13 protein-coding genes are annotated in these 18,051 nt (G+C 62.6%); 3 read left to right on the forward strand and 10 right to left on the reverse strand.

Annotation, left to right across the window (positions count from 1 at the left end; all coding sequences use genetic code 11):
• Positions 1-74: 74 nt before the first annotated feature.
• Together KEC16_RS16090 and cobA are read right to left on the reverse strand one after the other, a co-directional pair.
• On the reverse strand, positions 75-869 hold the full coding sequence (locus KEC16_RS16090) for a CbiX/SirB N-terminal domain-containing protein (RefSeq protein WP_211550794.1): 795 nt from the start codon (positions 867-869) through the stop codon (positions 75-77).
• Complete coding sequence (gene cobA, locus KEC16_RS16095; protein ID WP_211550796.1) at positions 866-1,642, reverse strand: uroporphyrinogen-III C-methyltransferase; 777 nt, start codon at positions 1,640-1,642, stop codon at positions 866-868. Before cobA ends, KEC16_RS16090 begins: the two co-directional genes overlap by 4 nt.
• A gap of 190 nt (positions 1,643-1,832) precedes the next feature.
• On the opposite strand from cobA, the gene KEC16_RS16100 reads away from it, so the two are divergent.
• Complete coding sequence (locus KEC16_RS16100) at positions 1,833-2,819, forward strand: ion transporter (RefSeq protein WP_346344111.1); 987 nt, start codon at positions 1,833-1,835, stop codon at positions 2,817-2,819.
• Here the strand turns inward: KEC16_RS16100 and KEC16_RS16105 are convergent.
• The 6 genes from KEC16_RS16105 to KEC16_RS16130 all read right to left on the reverse strand — a co-directional run bounded on the left by KEC16_RS16105 (position 2,801) and on the right by KEC16_RS16130 (position 13,622).
• Positions 2,801-3,343: a hypothetical protein gene (locus KEC16_RS16105; RefSeq protein WP_211550798.1), complete on the reverse strand. Its 543-nt coding sequence runs from the start codon at positions 3,341-3,343 to the stop codon at positions 2,801-2,803. The two genes, KEC16_RS16100 and KEC16_RS16105, sit on opposite strands and share 19 nt — an antisense overlap.
• 51 nt (positions 3,344-3,394) lie before the next feature.
• Entirely contained in the window at positions 3,395-6,010 is a 2,616-nt protein-coding gene (locus KEC16_RS16110; RefSeq protein ID WP_211550800.1) for a bacteriohemerythrin, read from the reverse strand.
• 5 nt (positions 6,011-6,015) lie between these two features.
• A complete protein-coding gene (locus KEC16_RS16115) occupies positions 6,016-9,876 on the reverse strand; it encodes a tetratricopeptide repeat protein (protein WP_211550802.1) in 3,861 nt (1,286 codons plus the stop codon).
• A gap of 23 nt (positions 9,877-9,899) precedes the next feature.
• A complete protein-coding gene (locus KEC16_RS16120; protein WP_211550804.1) occupies positions 9,900-11,957 on the reverse strand; it encodes an adenylate/guanylate cyclase domain-containing protein in 2,058 nt (685 codons plus the stop codon).
• 72 nt (positions 11,958-12,029) lie between these two features.
• The gene (locus KEC16_RS16125) at positions 12,030-12,971 is read right to left on the reverse strand and encodes a DUF7354 domain-containing protein (RefSeq protein WP_211550805.1); all 942 of its coding nucleotides are present in this window, start codon (positions 12,969-12,971) and stop codon (positions 12,030-12,032) included.
• Between the two features lie 198 nt (positions 12,972-13,169).
• Positions 13,170-13,622, reverse strand: a complete 453-nt coding sequence (locus tag KEC16_RS16130) for a MerR family transcriptional regulator (RefSeq protein WP_211550807.1) — start codon at positions 13,620-13,622, stop codon at positions 13,170-13,172.
• A gap of 149 nt (positions 13,623-13,771) precedes the next feature.
• On the opposite strand from KEC16_RS16130, the gene KEC16_RS16135 reads away from it, so the two are divergent.
• Positions 13,772-15,634, forward strand: a complete 1,863-nt coding sequence (locus tag KEC16_RS16135; protein WP_346344112.1) for a heavy metal translocating P-type ATPase — start codon at positions 13,772-13,774, stop codon at positions 15,632-15,634.
• Between the two features lie 21 nt (positions 15,635-15,655).
• Here KEC16_RS16135 and KEC16_RS16140 read toward each other — a convergent pair whose 3' ends face one another.
• Complete coding sequence (locus KEC16_RS16140) at positions 15,656-16,447, reverse strand: TOBE domain-containing protein (protein WP_211550811.1); 792 nt, start codon at positions 16,445-16,447, stop codon at positions 15,656-15,658.
• A gap of 110 nt (positions 16,448-16,557) precedes the next feature.
• On the reverse strand, positions 16,558-16,761 hold the full coding sequence (locus KEC16_RS16145) for a TOBE domain-containing protein (RefSeq protein ID WP_211550813.1): 204 nt from the start codon (positions 16,759-16,761) through the stop codon (positions 16,558-16,560).
• A 459-nt stretch (positions 16,762-17,220) separates the two neighbouring features.
• On the opposite strand from KEC16_RS16145, the gene modA reads away from it, so the two are divergent.
• Positions 17,221-17,985, forward strand: a complete 765-nt coding sequence (gene modA / locus KEC16_RS16150; protein WP_211550815.1) for a molybdate ABC transporter substrate-binding protein — start codon at positions 17,221-17,223, stop codon at positions 17,983-17,985.
• Positions 17,986-18,051 lie beyond the last annotated feature (66 nt).

Raw genomic sequence — 18,051 nt, forward strand, 5'->3', positions numbered from 1 at the left:
GCCCCCCCCTCCGAACTCAGCAGGAGAAGCGAATCACGATGCAGCCTCAGATGAAAGGGTTTTTCCGCAGCCTGTTAGGTGTGAAAGCCCCCCGGAAGGGGGGAGTCCTGGGCGGAAGCCAGCGCCGTTTCGGCCATTTCGGCGATGATGTCGACCAGTTCCGGCTCGGCCCCCAGGCCGGTGGCCAGCCGGACGATCCGGCCGTTGATTTCGACCGGGCCGGTTTGTCCAGAGCTTAGGCCAAAGAGCGGCGGGATATCCTGGCTGGCGTGCATGCCTTGCGCCACCAACAGCGGCAACGCCACCACCCGCGGACCATGAACGATCTGTTCCCAGGTTTCGGCGAATGGGGGCTGTTCGAGAAAGCTCAGTTCGACTTCGGCGAAATGGTTATGGGCGGCGATGGCGCTGGCGATGGCGCGCGGGGTTTCCCCGGCCCCGCCCGGGCGTTGCGAGCCATGGGCGATCAGCAGCAGACTGGTCTGTTCAGGGCGCCACCCACATTCCCGCGCCACCCCGTCGGCGCGGCACGCCATCAGGCCGGGAATGCGCGGCTGGCCGCCGGCGGGGGCGGTATACAGAATTCGCCGGCCGCCCCGGATGGTCAGGGGGCCATCCAGGCCCATGCCGCGTGGGATCAGGGTGTCGGTGTAATAACCCTTGCCGGCGAACACCGGAATCACCACCACGGTTTCGCCGCTGACCCGTTCCAGGGCTTGGTCCAGGTGCGGCGGCTGCTTCATGAACACCGCCACAACCTCGCTCCACGGGCCGCGACGGCGCAATTCCTCGGCCAGAGCCAGGATGGGGGCGGCGCTGTCCGGGTGGCGGGCGGAACCGTGGCCGACCAGGATAAGGGCCGTGCTCATGCTTGATGCGCCTGATCAACCTGATCGGTGTGGTGGAACCAATCCAAGGCCCCGGCCAGGGCGACCACCCGGCCGACGATAATCAGTGTCGGCGCCTTCAGCCCCGCCGCCTCGGCCAAGCTCGGCAGGGTGGCCAAGGTGCCAAGCACCCGGCGCTGGCGTGGGGTGCTGCCATTTTGGATGGCGGCGGCGGGCGTGTCGGCGGGCAGGCCGGCCTTGGTCAGTTCATCGGCGATCAGCCCCAGATTGGTCAGGCCCATATAGATGGCCAAGGTGCAATCGGGATCAGCCAGCTTGGACCAGTCGTATTCCAACGGTTTGCCGTCGCGGCAATGGCCGGTGAGAAAGCGCACCCCTTGGGAGAGGCCGCGATGGGTCAGCGGAATACCGGCATAGGTGGCGCAGCCCGAAGCCGAGGAAATGCCCGGCACCACCTCGAAGGCGATCCCGGCAAGGGACAGGATTTCGGCCTCTTCCGAACCTCGGCCAAAGACAAAGGGGTCGCCACCCTTCAGGCGTACGACGGTGCGGCCGCTTTTACCCAAGGACACCAGCAAATCGTTGATCTCGTCTTGCACCAATTCATGCTTGGACATCTGCTTGCCGGCATAAATGCGGGTGGTGCCGGTGGGGATCAACGCCATGATCTCGGGGCTGACCAGGCGGTCGAACACCACCACTTCGGCTTGTTGCAGCAGCCTGTGCGCCTTGATCGTCAACAAATCCGGGTCGCCCGGTCCGGCGCCCACCAGATAAACCTTGCCCTTGGACATGCCTGTCTCCTGCTGACCCTGTTCGATGTTTTCTTTATTATGTTCGTCTAATTTATAGGTCATGGTCCGCGGGCTGCCAGAAAATTCGGTGTCGCGGGAAAATTGGCATGTTTTATCCGCCATTGCGAGGCTTAGAACGAAAGGTTAGTTTGACCGTGTCTTTCAGCCCCACGCCCCAGGGAGGGGCTTTGTGACTCCAGCAGCCACCCCCCATAAAACCCGCCATTCCCGCCGAAGCTTGCGGCGCACGGTCTATCATATGCTGGGCGGCGAGGGCCATTCCGACCCCTGGGTCAAGGCGGTGGATTGGTTTTTGATTGCCATGGTCGTGCTGAACGTGTTGGCGGTGGTGCTGGAATCCGTTGAGCATCTGTCCATTGCCCATGGGCCGGTTTTTCACGCTTTTGACCTGTTTTCGGTGATGGTGTTCAGCTTGGAATACCTGTTGCGGCTGTGGACGGCGGTTGAGTTGGAAGACCGGCGTTTCCACCATCCTTTGGCTGGACGGCTGCGCTGGATGATCTCGCCCATGGCATTGATCGACCTGCTGGCGGTGCTGCCGTTTTACCTGGGCATGTTCGTTCAGTTGGATTTACGGGCGATTCGGGTGCTGCGGGTGTTGCGGGTGTTCAAACTGGGCCGCTATTCCATGGCCATGAGCGTCATGGTGTCGGTCGCCCGCCAGGAAACCCGCGCCATCGGTGCCGTTTTGTTCGTCATGCTGGTGGTGCTGATTTTCACCTCCAGTCTGATGTATCTATTCGAGCACCGGGCTCAGCCCCATGTGTTTTCCGATATTCCCACCGCCATGTGGTGGTCGGTGGTGACCCTGACCACCTTGGGCTATGGCGACATGGTGCCGATCACGCCGATGGGCCGCATGCTGGGGGGGCTGACCGCCATCTTGGGGGTGGGCATGATCGCCTTGCCGACCGGTGTGCTGGCTTCGGGCTTTTCCGAGCAGATCCGTCTGCGCCGCGAGGAATACCGCGAGGCGGTGGCCCGCGCCTTGGAAGACGGCGCCATCAGCCGGCGCCAACGGCGGCGGCTGGACGAAGCGCGGCTGCATCTGGGCCTATCGGAAGACGAGGCCGCCAGCATCTTGGAACAAGCCGTCAACCACCCGGATCATTGCCCCCATTGCGGCGGGCTGATCCATCACATGGACGGTTCCTGATCTTTCTTCTTTTTGCGCGCCACTTGCAAGCGCATGCCGGGGACCGGGATTTCGGCGATACAGCGGGCGTTGGCGATGGCGATCTTGCGCCGGGTCAGTTGTAACTGAACCAGGATCAGCCCGAGCAAATCCACCAAGAACAGCCCGGCGGCCGGCATCATCAGCCGGCTGAGCACGGCGCCGACCAGCGGAATGCCGAACAATAGCGGAACCGCCAGGAACAAGAACATATCGCGCCAGCGTTTGGCCCGCATCACCGCCGCCGCCATGGTGGCGAAAGGCGATTGCACCACCAGATCGACACCGGCATGGGCGATGACCTGCACCGCCTGTTGGGCATAGCTGGCCGGCAGGTCGTTGTCGTCGAAGCTGGCGCGCAGAAACAGGCCGCTGGGATCGGCGGTGAAGCTGACCGTCATCGCGTCGATCGGCCAGCGTTCTCGTGGGATTCCCGGACGAATCCGGCGAAAGACTTCTTGGCTGAAGGGCGAGGCGGCGGAAACGTAGACGAGGTCGGTGCTCACGGTGGTTATCCTAAACCTTGGCCTCTACCTTAGCGGTAGGCGGCCATGGGCTCAATAGACCCCTTGCGCATTCAGCACGGCGGCGTAGCGGCGATCCTCGATTTGGATATGGTTGACGATCCAGCCATGGAGGAAGTCTAAAAGCTCCTCCGATGATGTCGGCGTCTCGCGGTTCAGCCGGGTTTCCAATTCCCGCATGCCGGTCATCAGGGTCTGATGTCCGGCCTTGTGCGCGGGGCCGTGCTCATAGCCATAGCGATCCAGCAACGCTTCTTCCTCGGTGAAGTGGAACTGGATGGAACTGAACAGGAAATCCAGCGCGGTGTTGATTTCGACGCTGTCACGCTGGCTTTGCACCGCGTCCAGCAGGCGGTTGGCCGCGACGAACAAGCGCTTGTGCTGGGTGTCGATGCGTTGGATGTTGACGCTGTATTCCTGTTTCCAGGTCAACAGCGTCCGCCCGGCGATGACCACCGATGATTCCAGGCTGGCCCGCCGCTGGAAGGCTTCGAACAATTTCCAGCGTACATTGGGGATGGCCGCCAGCAATCCGGCGGAAACCATATAAATCTCGGTCGGGCCATAGGCGCGCAAGGAGGTGATGCCCGGCGCGTCGAAAATCGCGGTTTCCTCGCCGAAGAAATCCCCCGGCCCCAGGGTTTCCAGCACGGAATCGCCCAGCATGCGCAGAACGCGGCCACGGGCGATCACGCCGATGGCGCGGCTGCGGACGCCGATCATGGAATCGTCGGCGAATTGGAGCAGCTTCATGTCTTTGGCGATGGCGTTCAGCGTGCCGGTGGACACCACGTCCCCCAACAACCGCGTGCGCGACAGGAAATCACGGCCTTCGAGCAGGCGGGAAATCTGGCGGAACAGGTTGTGGCGGCGGACAAAGGCGGTATAGACGTCGGCGGGGATTTCCAGCACCTGGACAAAGCTGACGGCACGGCAGGTTTCCGCCGGCGGCAAGCCGTGCAGGCCGGTGGATTCGCCCAGCAGCGCGCCGGCCGACAGCGCGGCGCGGAAATCGCTGTCGTCGTCCAGCATTTCCACTTGGCCGGTCAGCAGCAGATAGATGTTGGCGTGCGGTTGACCGGCCTTGAACAAGATGGTTTCCGGGTTAAACGTGGTCACCGGCCCGTTCAGCACGGCGCCAAGGTGATCACCGGAAACCGTGGGGAAATATTCCGTCATCATGTGAAACGCGGCACGGCCGAGAAAGTCGCGATGGCCGGAAATCAGGACATCGACAGTGCCGAAGCTGGCGCCCGACCCGATCTTCTTTTGCCCCGAATTCAGGGGCTGGGCGGTATGGGCCAAGATGATCTTGCCGGACGTATCATCGCGGAAATCCTCGGCATAGCCGTGGATCAGACCGGCGCCGATATCCACTTTCTTGACCTCGGCGGGTTCCAGGTAATCCACCGCGATCTGTTGGTACCATTCGCGTGACAGCCCCGGCTTGGTCGGGTCGTCGGTGATCATGCCTTCCAAAATGCCCAGGCCGACGATATCGGCCAGATGGGCATAGGTGCGCCAGCCGCCGGCGGCCATGGCGCGGAAATGGAAGATTGTGGTTTCCACCGGATGGGGGGAAAAGATCGGTCTGACATCCAGGCCGTCGACGTCGTTCCACTGATCCATGACCAGGTCGCGGACGTTGAAATAATCGTTGAACGCCTTTTCCTCGATGGACAGCAGCGCCGCCAGCTTCTTGGCCACCGCCGAGCGCACCATGGGCACGGCGAAATAGCTGATGCGGCGATCGGCCTGCATCAGCGTGGTCAGGCCGGCAAAGTGATCGTCATGGGAATGGGTCTGGAAGATGCCTTCGATTTCATTGATGCCAATACCCAACGCGGTCAGCGAATGGGCCAGATTAGGGCCGGCATCGACCAGATAGATGCGGCCCTGGAACACCAGCACCGAGCCCATGCTGGGCCGGCGCACATCCCAGCCATCGCCTTCGCCGGAATGGACGACGGCGAAATAATCGCGGCGAAACTGGAACGATCCCAGCGGAAACGGGCTGTCATGCGTCTGGAAGGGCGGCAGGTTCAGGTCCACCTCCACCGTTTCGCCGTCATAGTGGAATTCGAAACGGTTGAGGCCGATGCGGCGGACCGAGACGCCGGCCTTGATCTCCACCGGGTCGCTGTCGAGGGCGAGGCCGTCCAACAGGTCGCGGGGGTGACGGATGGCGCCGAAAGCGAATTTCAGCTTCAGGCGCATCATCTCGTGCGCCTGTGCGGCCGGGACCCCGGCCTCCATCAGTTCCTGTTCCGAAATCAGGCCGTAATTGCCGCGATAGATGTATTGCATCTGGGCGTCGACGTGATCGCGGCGACCGATAATGATGGGTTTCGAGCCGTCATTATTGGGATGCCCCGGCAGCAGCAGCCCCTGACGATAGAACATCTGCAAGACCGGAAACTCGGCCAGATTGCAAAAGGCGCCGTTTTGCACCATGACGTCGGACAGCAAGATGGCGTTGGGGCCGGTTTCGAAGCGGACGCCGTCCATTTCCATTGGCCGGATCAGACCGCGCCGCATCAGGTGCTTGACGCTGTCGGCCGGGCAGCCGCACAGCACCCGGACATCGGCGTCGGGGACATGGATCCAGGCCATGCCCGGCATGACCTCGATCTTGAACAGGCGAGCCATCGCCGTCAGCCATCGACCATGAAGAAGGCCGACCAGATATAGGGCGAACTCCATTGGCCGATGCGCAGCATCTCAAGCTGTGCCTCGCGCAGGGCGAGGTGCGGCGGCATGCCCTTCATCAGGCGGCTGTACAAGGCCCCCATCAGCGCCTGGGTGCCGGCGTCACTGACTTCCCACAGCGACGACACCACCGAGGCGACCCCGGCTTCCTGGAAGGCGCGGCGCAGACCATAGACGCCCTCGCCTTCGTGGATTTCACCCAAGCCGGTTTCGCAGGCCGACAAAATGGCCAATTGAGTGCCGGCGAGGTTGAGGTCCAGCACTTCCAGCGCCGTCAGCACGCCGTCATTGTCGGTGTCGATTTCACCCAATACCGGGGCATTGGCGTTGATGCCGGCAAAGGCCAGGCCGGCGCGCAGCAGCGGGTTGTCGCCTGGCGGCGGAATCTGGATATCGCCGCCGCGTTGCAGTTTCAGCAGGCGCTTGCGCAAGGTGTCGTCGGCTTTGAGGAAAAAGCCGTGGGTGGCGATATGCAGCACCTCGGGGGCTTCGGTCATCTGCCGCAGCACCGATTCCTGGGCATTGCCCTTGCTGTAGATAACGCTTTTCTTGCCCTGAGCATCGACCGTGGTGCGGATGATCTGGCCTTCGCGTTCAGCCCCAGGCAGGGGATCGAAGCGCAGGCCGCGCATGCCCGAGGACATGCCGCGCAAACCGTCGCTGAGGCCGGCGGCGCGGCTGCGGCCACGGACGCTGTCCAGCTTTTCCTTGCCGGTGACCGCGTCGGTTTCGTAATCGGGGCCGGCATTGATCATATAGCCGCCTTTGGCCGCTTTCAGCCGCGACGGCAGCAGATTGCGGGTCGAGGTGAAGATATGCAGGTCGAGGCCTTCCATCAGGTACTTGCCGTCACCTTCGACCAAGGCGGCGAACGGCATGATGTTCAAGACGCCATCGGGAATGACGTAAGCCAGCGGCGCCTCGCCGACGGTCTTGGCGATGGGCTTCCAGATCAGGTCATAGGTCTTTTGACCGCTTTCCAGCAATTCGTCGAAATCGATTTCTTCGTCCTGGATATCCTTGCGGTATTTCAGCACCGCCTCGCCCACCTTTTGGGCGTCGGCATAGGCGACCATACCGAATTGCGCCTTGCCGTCCTTTTTCGTCATGGTGGCGGCCACCAGCTTTTGTTGGCCATCGACGCCATAGAGCAGGAAATCCACCAAGGCCGAATTTTCCGGCAGGGCGGCGACCAGTTGATCGACGCTGATCTTGTCGGTGGTTTGCAGGAAGCGGGCGCTGGCCCGGCCCAATTGGCCCTGCAAAATGTCGATGCGATCGCGGAGCGACACCAGGATTTCAGCATGGCGGTCGGCGGTTTCCGGCACCGGTCCCGACAACGTCAGCGCCCCCAGCTTCTTGCGGGTCGCTTCCAATTCGCCGGTCAGCTTGGCCAGTTCGGGATTGCCGGACAGCCGGTTGGCCTGACTGATTTCCGAGGCGACTTTCAGCAACAGGCCCTTGCGGAACAAGCTGATTTCGATCAGCGCCCGGCCGGCTTCCGGCCCGCCGGTGCGGACCAGCAGATCCTCATAGGCGGCCAGTTCGGGGCTGTGCAGGCGGACATAGCCCTCCCGCGCATTCTCGCCGGTGACGTAAAGCATGGTGTTCAAGAAGTCGTTGCGGCGCAGGAATGTCTCGCGCCGGGTTTTCAGCGCGGCGGCGAAATCGCCCTTGTCTTCCTGGGTCGCGGCCAACGAATTCAGCGTTTCGAAGGTGTAGGGGTGAACCTTGCCAAGCACCGCATCATCGGCGGCCAAGGTCTGTTCCAACAGCGTGCGGGCGTCGTCGGCGCGGCCCGATTTCCGCAACAAGACGCCCATGTCATGCATGGAGCGCAAGGTGTCGAGGTGACGTTCGCCCAAGCTTTGGCGGCGTGCCGCCAGGGTCTTGGTCAGGATCGGCTCGGCCTCGGCCAGCTTGCCTTGGCCCATCAGGGCTCGGCCCAGATTGTTTTGCGCCTTCAAGGTGTCGATATGAGTGGGGCCGTTCAACCGGGTCCATTCGGCCACCACCTGGGTGAATTCGCTTGCCGCTTGCTCGTAATTGCCTTGCAGCATGTGCAGATAGGCAAGGTTGTTGGCGAAGGCGATGGTATTGGGGTGTTTGGCTCCCAATCGGCGGGTATGGATCGCCAGCGCCGATTTATACAGCGCCTCGGCCTTGTCGAATTCGCCTTGGCTCTCGTGCAGCAAGGCCAGATTGTTCATGCCGATGACGGTGTTGGGGTGATCGTCGCCAAATGCCTTGCGTGAGCCTTCCAGCGCGTCACGCAACAACGGTTCGGCCCGATCGAACAGGCCGGACTTTTCCAAAATCTCGCCCAGATTGTTGGCGGCGATGATGGTGAATTGATGATCGGGGCCCAACACTTTCAAGAAGCGGTCGTGGGCGTCTTGGAAGGTGGCCTCGGCTTCGCGCAAATTGCCCTGCTGACGCTGCACGCTGCCCAGGGACGACAATGCCGACACGGTGGCGGGATGATTGGGGCCATAAGCCTGGGTGTTGGCCTCGACCACCTGACGGATGGTCGCCTCGGCGGCGGCGTATTCGCCGATGGTGACCAAGACATCGGCCAGATCGGTCTTGGCGGCGATGACGCGGGACAGATCCTTGGCGGTCCCGGCCTCGGCGATCACCCCTTCCAGCAAAGCGCGGGCCTGGGCGGCGTCGCCGCGTTTGACCGCGATGCGGGCCGCTTCCAGACGGGCGTCCAGATTGGCGGCTTCGCCCGGCGGGTTGGTCACCCGCAAGACGGCCACCGCCTGGGTGATGGCGGTGGCGGCCTGGTCCAGATTGCCCAAGGCCCGTGCCGTTGATGCCTGTAGCGACAGGCATTTGGCGGTGGCCGGATGGTCGGCGCCGAACTGCGCCTGATAGCGCGGACAGGTGTCTTGCGCGATCTTGTCGGCGTCGTTCAGGCGGCCGGCATTGAGCAAGGGGGTGGCGGCGGCAAGCTTGGCGTCCAGGGTGCGCGGATGATCGGCGCCCAGATCCTTGGCGGCGTCTTCCGCCGCGGCCAAGGCCAGTTCAGCCGCCTTGTCGTATTGGGCGAGGGCGGAAAAATGATCGGCCAGGGCGTTCCTGAGGGCCAGGGTTTCGGGATGGCCGGCTCCCAGAACCTTGCCGGCATTGTCGGCGGCCTGACGCAGGACCGTCTCGGCTTCGTCCGTCTTGCCGGCCATGCCCAGCAACCGCCCCAGATCGCCGGCGCTGGCCAGCGCGGCCATGTGGGTTTCGCCCAGATTATCCTTGGCGATGGCCAACGCCTGACGGGCGCGGCTTTCCGCCTGGGCCAGATCGCCACTGGCGGCGGCGGTGCTGGCGGCTTGGCGGGCGCGCTGCCACATGGCGGCGACCCGGCTTTTATCGGCGGGAATCGCCGACGCCGCCTCTATCTTTTCCGCCACCCAGGCGGGGGGGATATCGACAAGCTTGGTGATTTCAGCGGCGTAAAGCGCGGCATCTTGGGAAATTTTCGCCTTCACCGCCAAGGTGATGGCATCCTTGAACAGGGCCAGGGCCTGATCGTTGCGGCCCAACGCCAAAGCCAGCGAGGCGGCGTTGTGGGCGTGATTGAGATCGCCGGGCACCAGTTCGTGCGCCTTGGCGTAATCGGCGAAGGCTTGCTCGGCGTTGCCGGCGGCCAGGGCTTTCTTGGCCTGGGCCACCAGCTTGTCGGCCTGCGACTTGGCCTGAGCCGAGACCTTGGTCTGGGCGGCGGCGGTGTCGGCAGCATGACTTGCCGCCGGGGTAATCAGCAACAGGGCGGCGGCCAAGGCGGCGCAATGATGCAGGGATTTCATTCTGATGCTCCCTATAAGCAAGCTTACTTTTCCTTGGCCGTGTACGAACCGTCCCAATCGGCGGGCGGCGGTTCGGCCAGATAATGGTCGATGCGGTCGAGATAGATTTGATACAGCATGCGGTTCGGTTCGGCTTCGGCCAGGGACTGGAAGATGGCCTTGGCCTCGGTGAAGCGGGCGGCGCGGTATTGGGCCAGGGCGTGGTGATAGCGGGCGAGTGTGTCCAGCGTCGCCGCATCGACATCGCCGTCAAAGCCCAGCGGTTCGAAGGTGCGGACCGGCTGGTCCTTGCCCTTGACCTTGACCAGGTCGATTTCGCGGGCGATCAGGCCAGGCACGGCGGCCAGGGTGAATTCGCTGATCTGGATGAAGATGCCGTATTGCTTGGTCAGGCTTTCCAGGCGCGACCCCAGATTGACGGCGTCGCCCATGACGGTATAGGCCAGACGGAAATCCGATCCCATGTTGCCGACGCTCATCACCCCGGTGTTCAGGCCGATGCCGATCTTTAACGGCTTCCAGCCGCGGGCGATGAAGCTTTCCGACAGCTCTTCCATGGTGTTGGCCATGTCCAGAGCGGCGCGGATGGCGTGGGTGGCGTGGTTCTCGTCACGCAGCGGCGCCCCCCAGAACGCCATGATGGCATCGCCCATGTACTTGTCGATGGTGCCGCGATTGGCCTGGATCACCCGGGTCATCGGCGACAGGAAGGCATTCATCAAGGTGGTCAGCTCTTGCGGGCTCAGTCCCTCGGAAATGGTGGTGAAGCCGCGCACGTCCGAGAACAAAACGGTCATTTCCCGGCTTTCGCCGCCAACCGAGACTTCCTGGCCGGTGCGGTTCATCTCTTCGACCAACTCGCCGGGGATGTATTGGCCGAAGGTCTTGGCGATGTGCTTTTTCTGATTACGTTCCAGCAGATAGGCGCGGTACTCGATCAGCACATAAGACAAGATGCCGGCGGTCAGGGCATAGGATAGCGGCAGCACCAGCCCGGCCTTGACGTAAAACAGGCTGGTCAGGGCGGCAAAGCCGCCCAGCACGACGACGGCGCCAAGGGCGCGCAGGATCGGGCGCGTAAACAAGATGGCCAGGGCGATCATCACCACCATCAGGGCCAGGGTGACGGCGGCTGCCGCTTGCGGGCTGGCGGCGCGCAAGGGCGCCCCTTTCAAGATGGTGCTGATGGTGTCGGCGATGATTTCCACCCCATAGACCATGCCCACCGGGGTATCGAACCAGTCGTGCGACACTTCCGAGGTGTCGCCAAGAACGACGATCTTGTCGCGGACCCAATAGGACAGTTCCTCGCGCTCGGATTCGTCCAGTTGCGAGATATCGAGGAATTCCAAGGCGCTGATGCCGGCCGATTGGCTGAGGAAACGGGTGCCGTTGGGCAGCGGGGGGAAATCGATATACAGATGATCGCCGTGATCCAGCGGCACTTTCAGTTCGCCGAAGGACAAGACATTGTCGGCCAAGCGCGGCGGTTGGCCCAGATGCATGGCCACCGCCTGAACGGCGAACGGCCAGCCATAGCGTTCGGTGGCGATATCGGGGTGAATTTTCAGCCGTGACAGCACTGTCAACAGGGCGGAATTCGAGCTGATATTGGTGTAGCCACTGGCCGAGGCCTGATCCAGGACGGTGGTCGGATAGTTCAGCTTGACGAATTTCCCATGGTCGAATTGCGCCTGCGCCACCAGCACGGTGTTGCCGGCATTCGTCAAGGCTTCGGCCAGGGCCGGATCCTCGTTATAGGAACTGGGAAAATCCATCAGCATATCGACGGCGACGACCTTGGCGCCCAATTCCTTGATATTGCTGATGATGGCGCCGATATCGGTGCGGCGCAGCGGATAGCTGCCATAGGCGCGGAAAAAAGGCTCGTCCACATTGACGAGGACGACGTCCTTGGAAACGCTCAATGCCTGCTGGTCGCCATAGGCGATGCGCATCTGATGACGGAAGGAATTGGCCTGATCCTCAAGCAGGGCGAACCACTCGAAATGCTGTGCCGGCAGGGCCAGCAAAAACAGCACAATCGTCAGCAGCACATCGCGCCGAGCCAAAAAGCCCATCTTTCCTCTCCCCATCCGCCCAACAGCAAAAAGCGGCGGGACTCCCCAGTCCCGCCGCTTGATCGGCTCAGATCAGTTGCTTTCCAGCTGCTCGTTATATACGAGGGCTTCCTTTTGCCGCAGATCGCGCAGCTTGAGGTCGTTATAGGTCTTGATCAGCAGCGGACGCATGTCGTTGTCGTCCTTGTGGGCGGCGAAGTGCTTGCGATAGGCATCCATGGCGGCGACGGTCACGGCCTTGGAATCCAGGTAATTGCCCAGCGCGAATTCGTCGCCGGCCGAGGCCGCCTTGACCCGGGCAACGCCATCGACCAGAGCCTTGTCCTCGGCGGCCGACAGCCAGGTGATGGTGCCGCCCTTTTCGGTCTGCGCCACGGCCTGGCCGCCTTCGGTGACGGTGACGCCAAAGGAATGCGGGCCAGCCGACAAAGCCGGCAGGCGGAAGCGAACCATTTCGCCGCTGGTGGCGGGAACGACATGCGAAGAGCCGTCGATGACCAGGGTATAGCCGTATTGGGCCCCGACATTTTCCCACACCAGATCAGGATAAGTGGGGCTGAGGGTGATATCGGAGGCGACGCGCAGCTTGAGATCGGTGGCTTCCTTCTTCACCGAACGGCGCACCGTGGTATAGCGCTGGGCTTCGGCGAAGCGGTTGGACAGGCCGGCGACCAGATCGCCGCTGGCTGCTTCGGGTGCCGACAGCGCGCCCGACAGCGCCTTGGCGCCGGAGGCGGTGATTTCCACCACCGAATTGGCGCCAATGGTCTGGGCCATGCCCGAATTCTGGTCGATCAGCTTGCCGCCGCCATCGGCGCCGGTGCGCACTTGGGTGCCGACAAAGAGGAATTTGTTGCGGGTGACCGGCGCCCATTTATCGCCGCCCTTGCTGGTCTCGACCGCGCCGGCAACTTGCATGAGCATGGATACCGGCGGCTCGGAAGCCTTTACGCCTTGGGTCCATCCCATGATCATCAGCCCTGCCGCCAAGGCCACTGCGAGTATTCTGCTCATTGCCCGCTCCGTCGGTTGGTGCCGCCCGGGCAAGGCCCGGGGTGGATATCTTGACAGGATATCAAGATTTTCTCGAACCCGCCTGTCGCGGCTTCATACTCTGGCATTATGCGGCCAAGTTCAAAAGAATGCATCAGGTGTGGACCGGAAGGGTTCCGATAAAAAGGCGCACAAGCTGTGCATATCTGCGGTTTTTCATCAACGATTGTTGATGACGGGGCTGGATGCCGGCGGGTGATCGTGCCGGCATTGACCGTGATCGGCCAGAACCTCGATGACCCGACATTGGCGGATGCGATCTTGGGCGCAATCGGCGACCATGTGACGGACCTCGTCGCGCAGGGCTTCCAGCCGGGCGATTTTCGATTCGATGTCATCAAGGTGAATCCGGGCCAGCCGGTCGGCCTCGGCGCAGGAATGGTCGGGCTGGTCGGCCAGGGTCAGCAATTGACGGATGGCGTCGATGTCGAACCCCAAATCACGCGCATGGCGGATGAAGCGCAGGCGGCCGATGGCCGCCATCGGATAGAGCCGACGGTTGCCGCGACTGCGCGGCGGGGACGGCAACAGGCCGATTTCTTCGTAATAACGGATGGTTGGAATCTTGATTCCGGTCTCGTCGGCCAGGGGGCCGATGGCGATGGCGGGCATGGCGAAACCTCTTGCTTCTCTAGTCGCTAGAGATTGTAGCCTGGGCGGGTATCGCGAAACCAGCCTTGTCGTGGAGCCCGCTTATGGTCGCAACATCATCTCCTGCCTGTCACTGCCATGGGTGCGGCCCCGACTCCCACTCCGACTCCGTGGCCGAGTTGCCGTGGTGGCGACAAGCGGCGGTGCGGTTGCTGTTCGTCTGTGGCGTGTTGTTGGCGGCGGCGTATGTCGTGGCTTGGCTGGTTCCGTCATGGGCCGATTGGGTGATGGTGGTGCCGCTGACCGTGGCCGGGCTACCGGTTTTGCGTCGCGCCGGGATCGCCGCCATCGGTGGGACGCCATTTTCCATTGAGATGCTGATGAGCGTGGCCATCATCGGCGCCATCGCCATCGGCGCTTGGGACGAAGCGGCCATGGTGGTGTTTTTGTTTCTGGTGGGGGAATCCCTGGAGGGGCTGGCGGCGCGACAAGCGCGGGCCGGTATCCGCGCCTTGACCGATTTGCTGCCGAAACAAGCCTGGCGTCGGCAGGATGGTCACTGGGTCGAGGTCTTGGCCGCGACCCTGCGTGCCGGCGATGTGGTTCTGGTGCGGCCGGGCGATCGCTTGCCGGTGGATGGCGAGATTGTTGTCGGGCGCGGTGGATTGGATGAGGCGCCGGTGACCGGTGAAAGCATGCCGCGTCAGGTTTCTCCGGGGGATGCGGTGTTCGCCGGCACCATTAACCTTGAGAGCGTTCTTGAGGTGCGGGCCACGGGCGATGTTGCCGACAACACCATGGCGCGGATCGTGCGGCTGGTCGAACAAGCGCAGCAAGCCAAGGCCCCGACCGCCCGCTTCATCGACCGTTTGGCGCGGTGGTACACGCCGGCGGTGGTGGCGGTGGCGGCCCTGGTCATGGTCGGACCGCCCCTGCTGGCGGGGCAGGATTGGGGGCAATGGTTCTATAAGGGGCTGGCCTTGTTGCTGATCGGCTGTCCGTGCGCCCTGGTGATCTCGACGCCGGCGGCGATCGCGGCCGGGTTGGCGGCGGGGGCGCGGCGCGGCTTGCTGATGAAGGGCGGCGCGGTGTTGGAACGCCTGGCGGCGGTGACGCGGGTTGCTTTCGACAAGACCGGCACCTTGACCGCAGGACGGCCCCAGGTCACCGATGTCTTGGCCGACGATGGCGACGAAGACCGCTGGTTGGCTGTGGCGGCGGGGGTGAGTGTTGGCTCCGGCCATCCCGTGGCGGTGGCGATCCGGGCTTATGCGGCGGCTGGCGCGGTTACGCCGCTGGCCATCGAGGATGCCGCCGCCCTGCCGGGGCAGGGGAGTTGCGGCCGCTGGGGCGGCGCGGCGGTGTTCCTTGGGGCGGTGGCGGCGGCGCGGCAGAATGTTCCGGTGGCGGGGGAATGGTCGGCGGCGGCGGAACGCTGGGCCGGCGACGGCAAGACCGTCTCGGTGCTGGTGGTTGCCGACCGGGTGGTGCTGGTCATCGCCTTGCGCGATGGCTTGCGGCGCGATGCCGTGGCCGGAATTGACCATTTGCGCCGCCTTGGAATCGGGGCCGAGATGCTGACCGGCGATCAGCGTGTCGCCGCCGAGGCGGTCGGCGGTCCCTTGCGCATGCGTGTTCACGCGGCCTTGCTGCCGGCGGAAAAATTGGCGCTGGTGCGTGGCTGGCAGGCCGAGGGCGCCGTTGTCGCCAAGGTCGGTGACGGTATCAACGATGCGCCGGCCCTGGCCGCCGCCGATATCGGCATTGCCATGGGCGGCGGCAGCGAGATTGCCTTGGAAACCGCCGACGCGGCTATTTTGCACGGCCGCGTTGACGATGTGGCGGCGATGATCGTCCTGGCGCGGCGGACCATGGCCAATATTCGCCAGAATGTCGCCCTGGCCTTGGGGCTGAAGGCGCTGTTCCTGGTGACCACCATCGCCGGATTGACCGGATTGTGGCCGGCGGTGCTGGCCGATACCGGCGCCACCGTCCTGGTCACCCTGAACGCGTTGCGGCTGTTGCGCAAATAAGGGGAACCGGCGGCGGCGTTTTCAGTCGACGGCCAAGATGACATGCGAGGACTTGAAGAAGGCAACCGCCTTGCTGCCCAGCGTCAGCTCCATTTCCTCGGCCGAGTCGCGGGTGACCACGGCGACGATGGATTTGCCGTCGCCGATATCGAGGGTGAGTTCGGCGCTGACGGCGCCATCCTCGCGGTGGCTGATGGTGCCGACGATGCGGTTGCGGGCGGAAATACGGGGCAGCTCGGCTCCGGGGGCGAGCATGACGAACGAGGATTTCACCAAGGCCATGACCTCGCGGCCGATGGTGATGTCGAGATCGCTCAGGCTTTCGGCGGTGATGATCGCGGTCAGGCTGGATTCGGCCGACAGGCGCATGACCACCTCGGCGTTGACTTCGCCCTTGCGGATATCGGTGACGGTGCAGCGAAAGGCATTGCGAGCAGAGGTCTTCATGCCAAGACTCCAGAGCAGAGAGAACGAATCGCCGGAACCGTCACCGGCCAGCATTTGCGCGACCTTTTCCAGTCGCTTTTCCATCATGCGGAAACTGGCGATCAGGGCGAGACCGTCATCGGTGACGATGGCGCCACCACCTTGGCGGCCGCCGGTCTGGCCCAGGATCGCCGGGCGAGGCAGCAGATTGTTGACGGCATTGAGCGCGTCCCAGGCCGCCTTGTAGCTAAGGCCGACGGCCTTGGCCGCCTTGCTGATGCTGCCATGGATGCCGACGGCTTCCAGCAATTCGATGCGGTCGCGTCCGACCATGGGGCGGCCTTCGCGCCGCAATCCCAGCATGGCCTCAACTTTTCCCTGCGACATACCATCCTCGGTTCCGTAATGTAGCCATGCTATATTACGTGATCGCGGCGGCAAGCCAATAAAAAAGGCCCCGCCCAAACCGGCGGAGCCTTTTTCACCGTGCGGTTGAATTACTTCGCCAGCATGACTTCGGTCGACTTGATGATGGCGGACACTTCGTCGCCCACCTTCAGGTCCAAATCGTCGATGGCTTCCACCGAGACCAGGGAGGTCACGAACTGACCGCCGACATCGACCTTGACCTTGGCGACGATCTGTCCCTTGGCGATATCGACCACCTTGCCCTTAAGGGCGTTGCGGGCGCTGATCTTCATCGTTCATCTCCATTTGAATATTGTCTAAAGAAACATGCCTGCGTCTCTTTGCGGCATTGATTATGCTGCGCGTTATCGTACAGTCAATATGGTATTTAACTATATATCGCCTGAACTCGATATGAAGTTTATCATCATAACGTTTTATACTTATCATATAAAGTTGCTCTTGGGCTTTTGGTATGGATGGGTTTGGTGTGGATGCTCACTTAAAGTTACTGAAAGATATGAAATTTATTATTATTGGCCTCATTGGTGTAATGCTTAAAAACGTTTGGCCGCAGGGCGGAGTGTTCGTTTTTTAAGCTCTGATAATTTGTGCCGAAAAAACATTCACTTCCGCCGATTTTGCCGGAGAGCTGGGCTGTGTGCGGTGCGATCAAGGCTTGACGTTGTGTAGCCAAGGTACATAACGTAAGGGCAGGTCCGCCGTCACCCTTCACTCCTCGGGAGAATCGCATGTTGAAGCGTATTGTTGGGGCCTCTGCCGCCCTGGTCCTTTGTCTGTCGGCCCTTTCCGCCCGTGCTGACGAGGTGGTGGTGTTTGCCGCCGCGTCGCTGACCAATGCCGTCAACGATGTTGGCGCCGCCTTTACCGCCAAGACGGGGCATAGCGTCAAATCGTCCTTTGCCGCGTCTTCGGCCTTGGCCAAGCAGATCGAACAGGGCGCCCCGGCCCATGTCTTCGCTTCCGCCGATCTGAAGTGGATGGATTATCTGACCGAAAAGAAGCTGGTGAACAACGATGCCCGCTTCAATCTTTTGGGCAATACCCTGGTGCTGGTGGCGCCGGCGGATTCCAAGGTCAGCGCGATGACCTTGACCGAAAAGACCGATATCGCCGCCCTGGCCGGTTCCGGCCGGATCGCCACCGGCAATCCCGACAGCGTGCCGGTGGGTCTGTATTTCAAGAAGGCGATGGAAACCGCCGGCCAGTGGGCGGCGGTTCAGCCCAAGGTCGCGGCCGCCGATTCGGTGCGCGGCGCCTTGGCGTTCGTCGAACGTGGCGAGGTGCCCTATGGCGTGGTCTATGGCACCGACGCGGCGATTAGCAGCAAGATCAAGGTGGTCGGCACCTTCCCCGACAGCCTGTATGGTCAGATCGTCTATCCGTTCGGTCAGATTGCCGGCAAGGAAACCGCCGGTTCCAAGGCGTTCCTTGACTTCGTTCAGACCAACGAAGCCAAGGGCATCTTCGCCAAATACGGCTTCAAGGTGCGCTAAACCCGGTTGTGGATTGGTGAGGATGGGCGTCGGCTTCGGCCGGCGCCCATGTCGTTTGTCGGGCTG

Source organism: Magnetospirillum sulfuroxidans (genome assembly GCF_018224925.1).
Lineage (GTDB): Bacteria > Pseudomonadota > Alphaproteobacteria > Rhodospirillales > Magnetospirillaceae > Magnetospirillum > Magnetospirillum sulfuroxidans.

What these genes read in the sequence shown, in the direction of transcription:
- KEC16_RS16090 (WP_211550794.1), bottom strand. Translation starts at nt 869, where the DNA reads ATGAGCACGGCCCTTATCCTGGTCGGCCACGGTTCCGCCCGCCACCCG.
- cobA (WP_211550796.1), bottom strand. Translation starts at nt 1,642, where the DNA reads ATGTCCAAGGGCAAGGTTTATCTGGTGGGCGCCGGACCGGGCGACCCG.
- KEC16_RS16110 (WP_211550800.1), bottom strand. Translation starts at nt 6,010, where the DNA reads ATGGCTCGCCTGTTCAAGATCGAGGTCATGCCGGGCATGGCCTGGATC.
- KEC16_RS16115 (WP_211550802.1), bottom strand. Translation starts at nt 9,876, where the DNA reads ATGAAATCCCTGCATCATTGCGCCGCCTTGGCCGCCGCCCTGTTGCTG.
- KEC16_RS16120 (WP_211550804.1), bottom strand. Translation starts at nt 11,957, where the DNA reads ATGGGCTTTTTGGCTCGGCGCGATGTGCTGCTGACGATTGTGCTGTTT.
- KEC16_RS16125 (WP_211550805.1), bottom strand. Translation starts at nt 12,971, where the DNA reads ATGAGCAGAATACTCGCAGTGGCCTTGGCGGCAGGGCTGATGATCATG.
- KEC16_RS16130 (WP_211550807.1), bottom strand. Translation starts at nt 13,622, where the DNA reads ATGCCCGCCATCGCCATCGGCCCCCTGGCCGACGAGACCGGAATCAAG.
- KEC16_RS16140 (WP_211550811.1), bottom strand. Translation starts at nt 16,447, where the DNA reads ATGTCGCAGGGAAAAGTTGAGGCCATGCTGGGATTGCGGCGCGAAGGC.
- KEC16_RS16145 (WP_211550813.1), bottom strand. Translation starts at nt 16,761, where the DNA reads ATGAAGATCAGCGCCCGCAACGCCCTTAAGGGCAAGGTGGTCGATATC.
- modA (WP_211550815.1), top strand. Translation starts at nt 17,221, where the DNA reads ATGTTGAAGCGTATTGTTGGGGCCTCTGCCGCCCTGGTCCTTTGTCTG.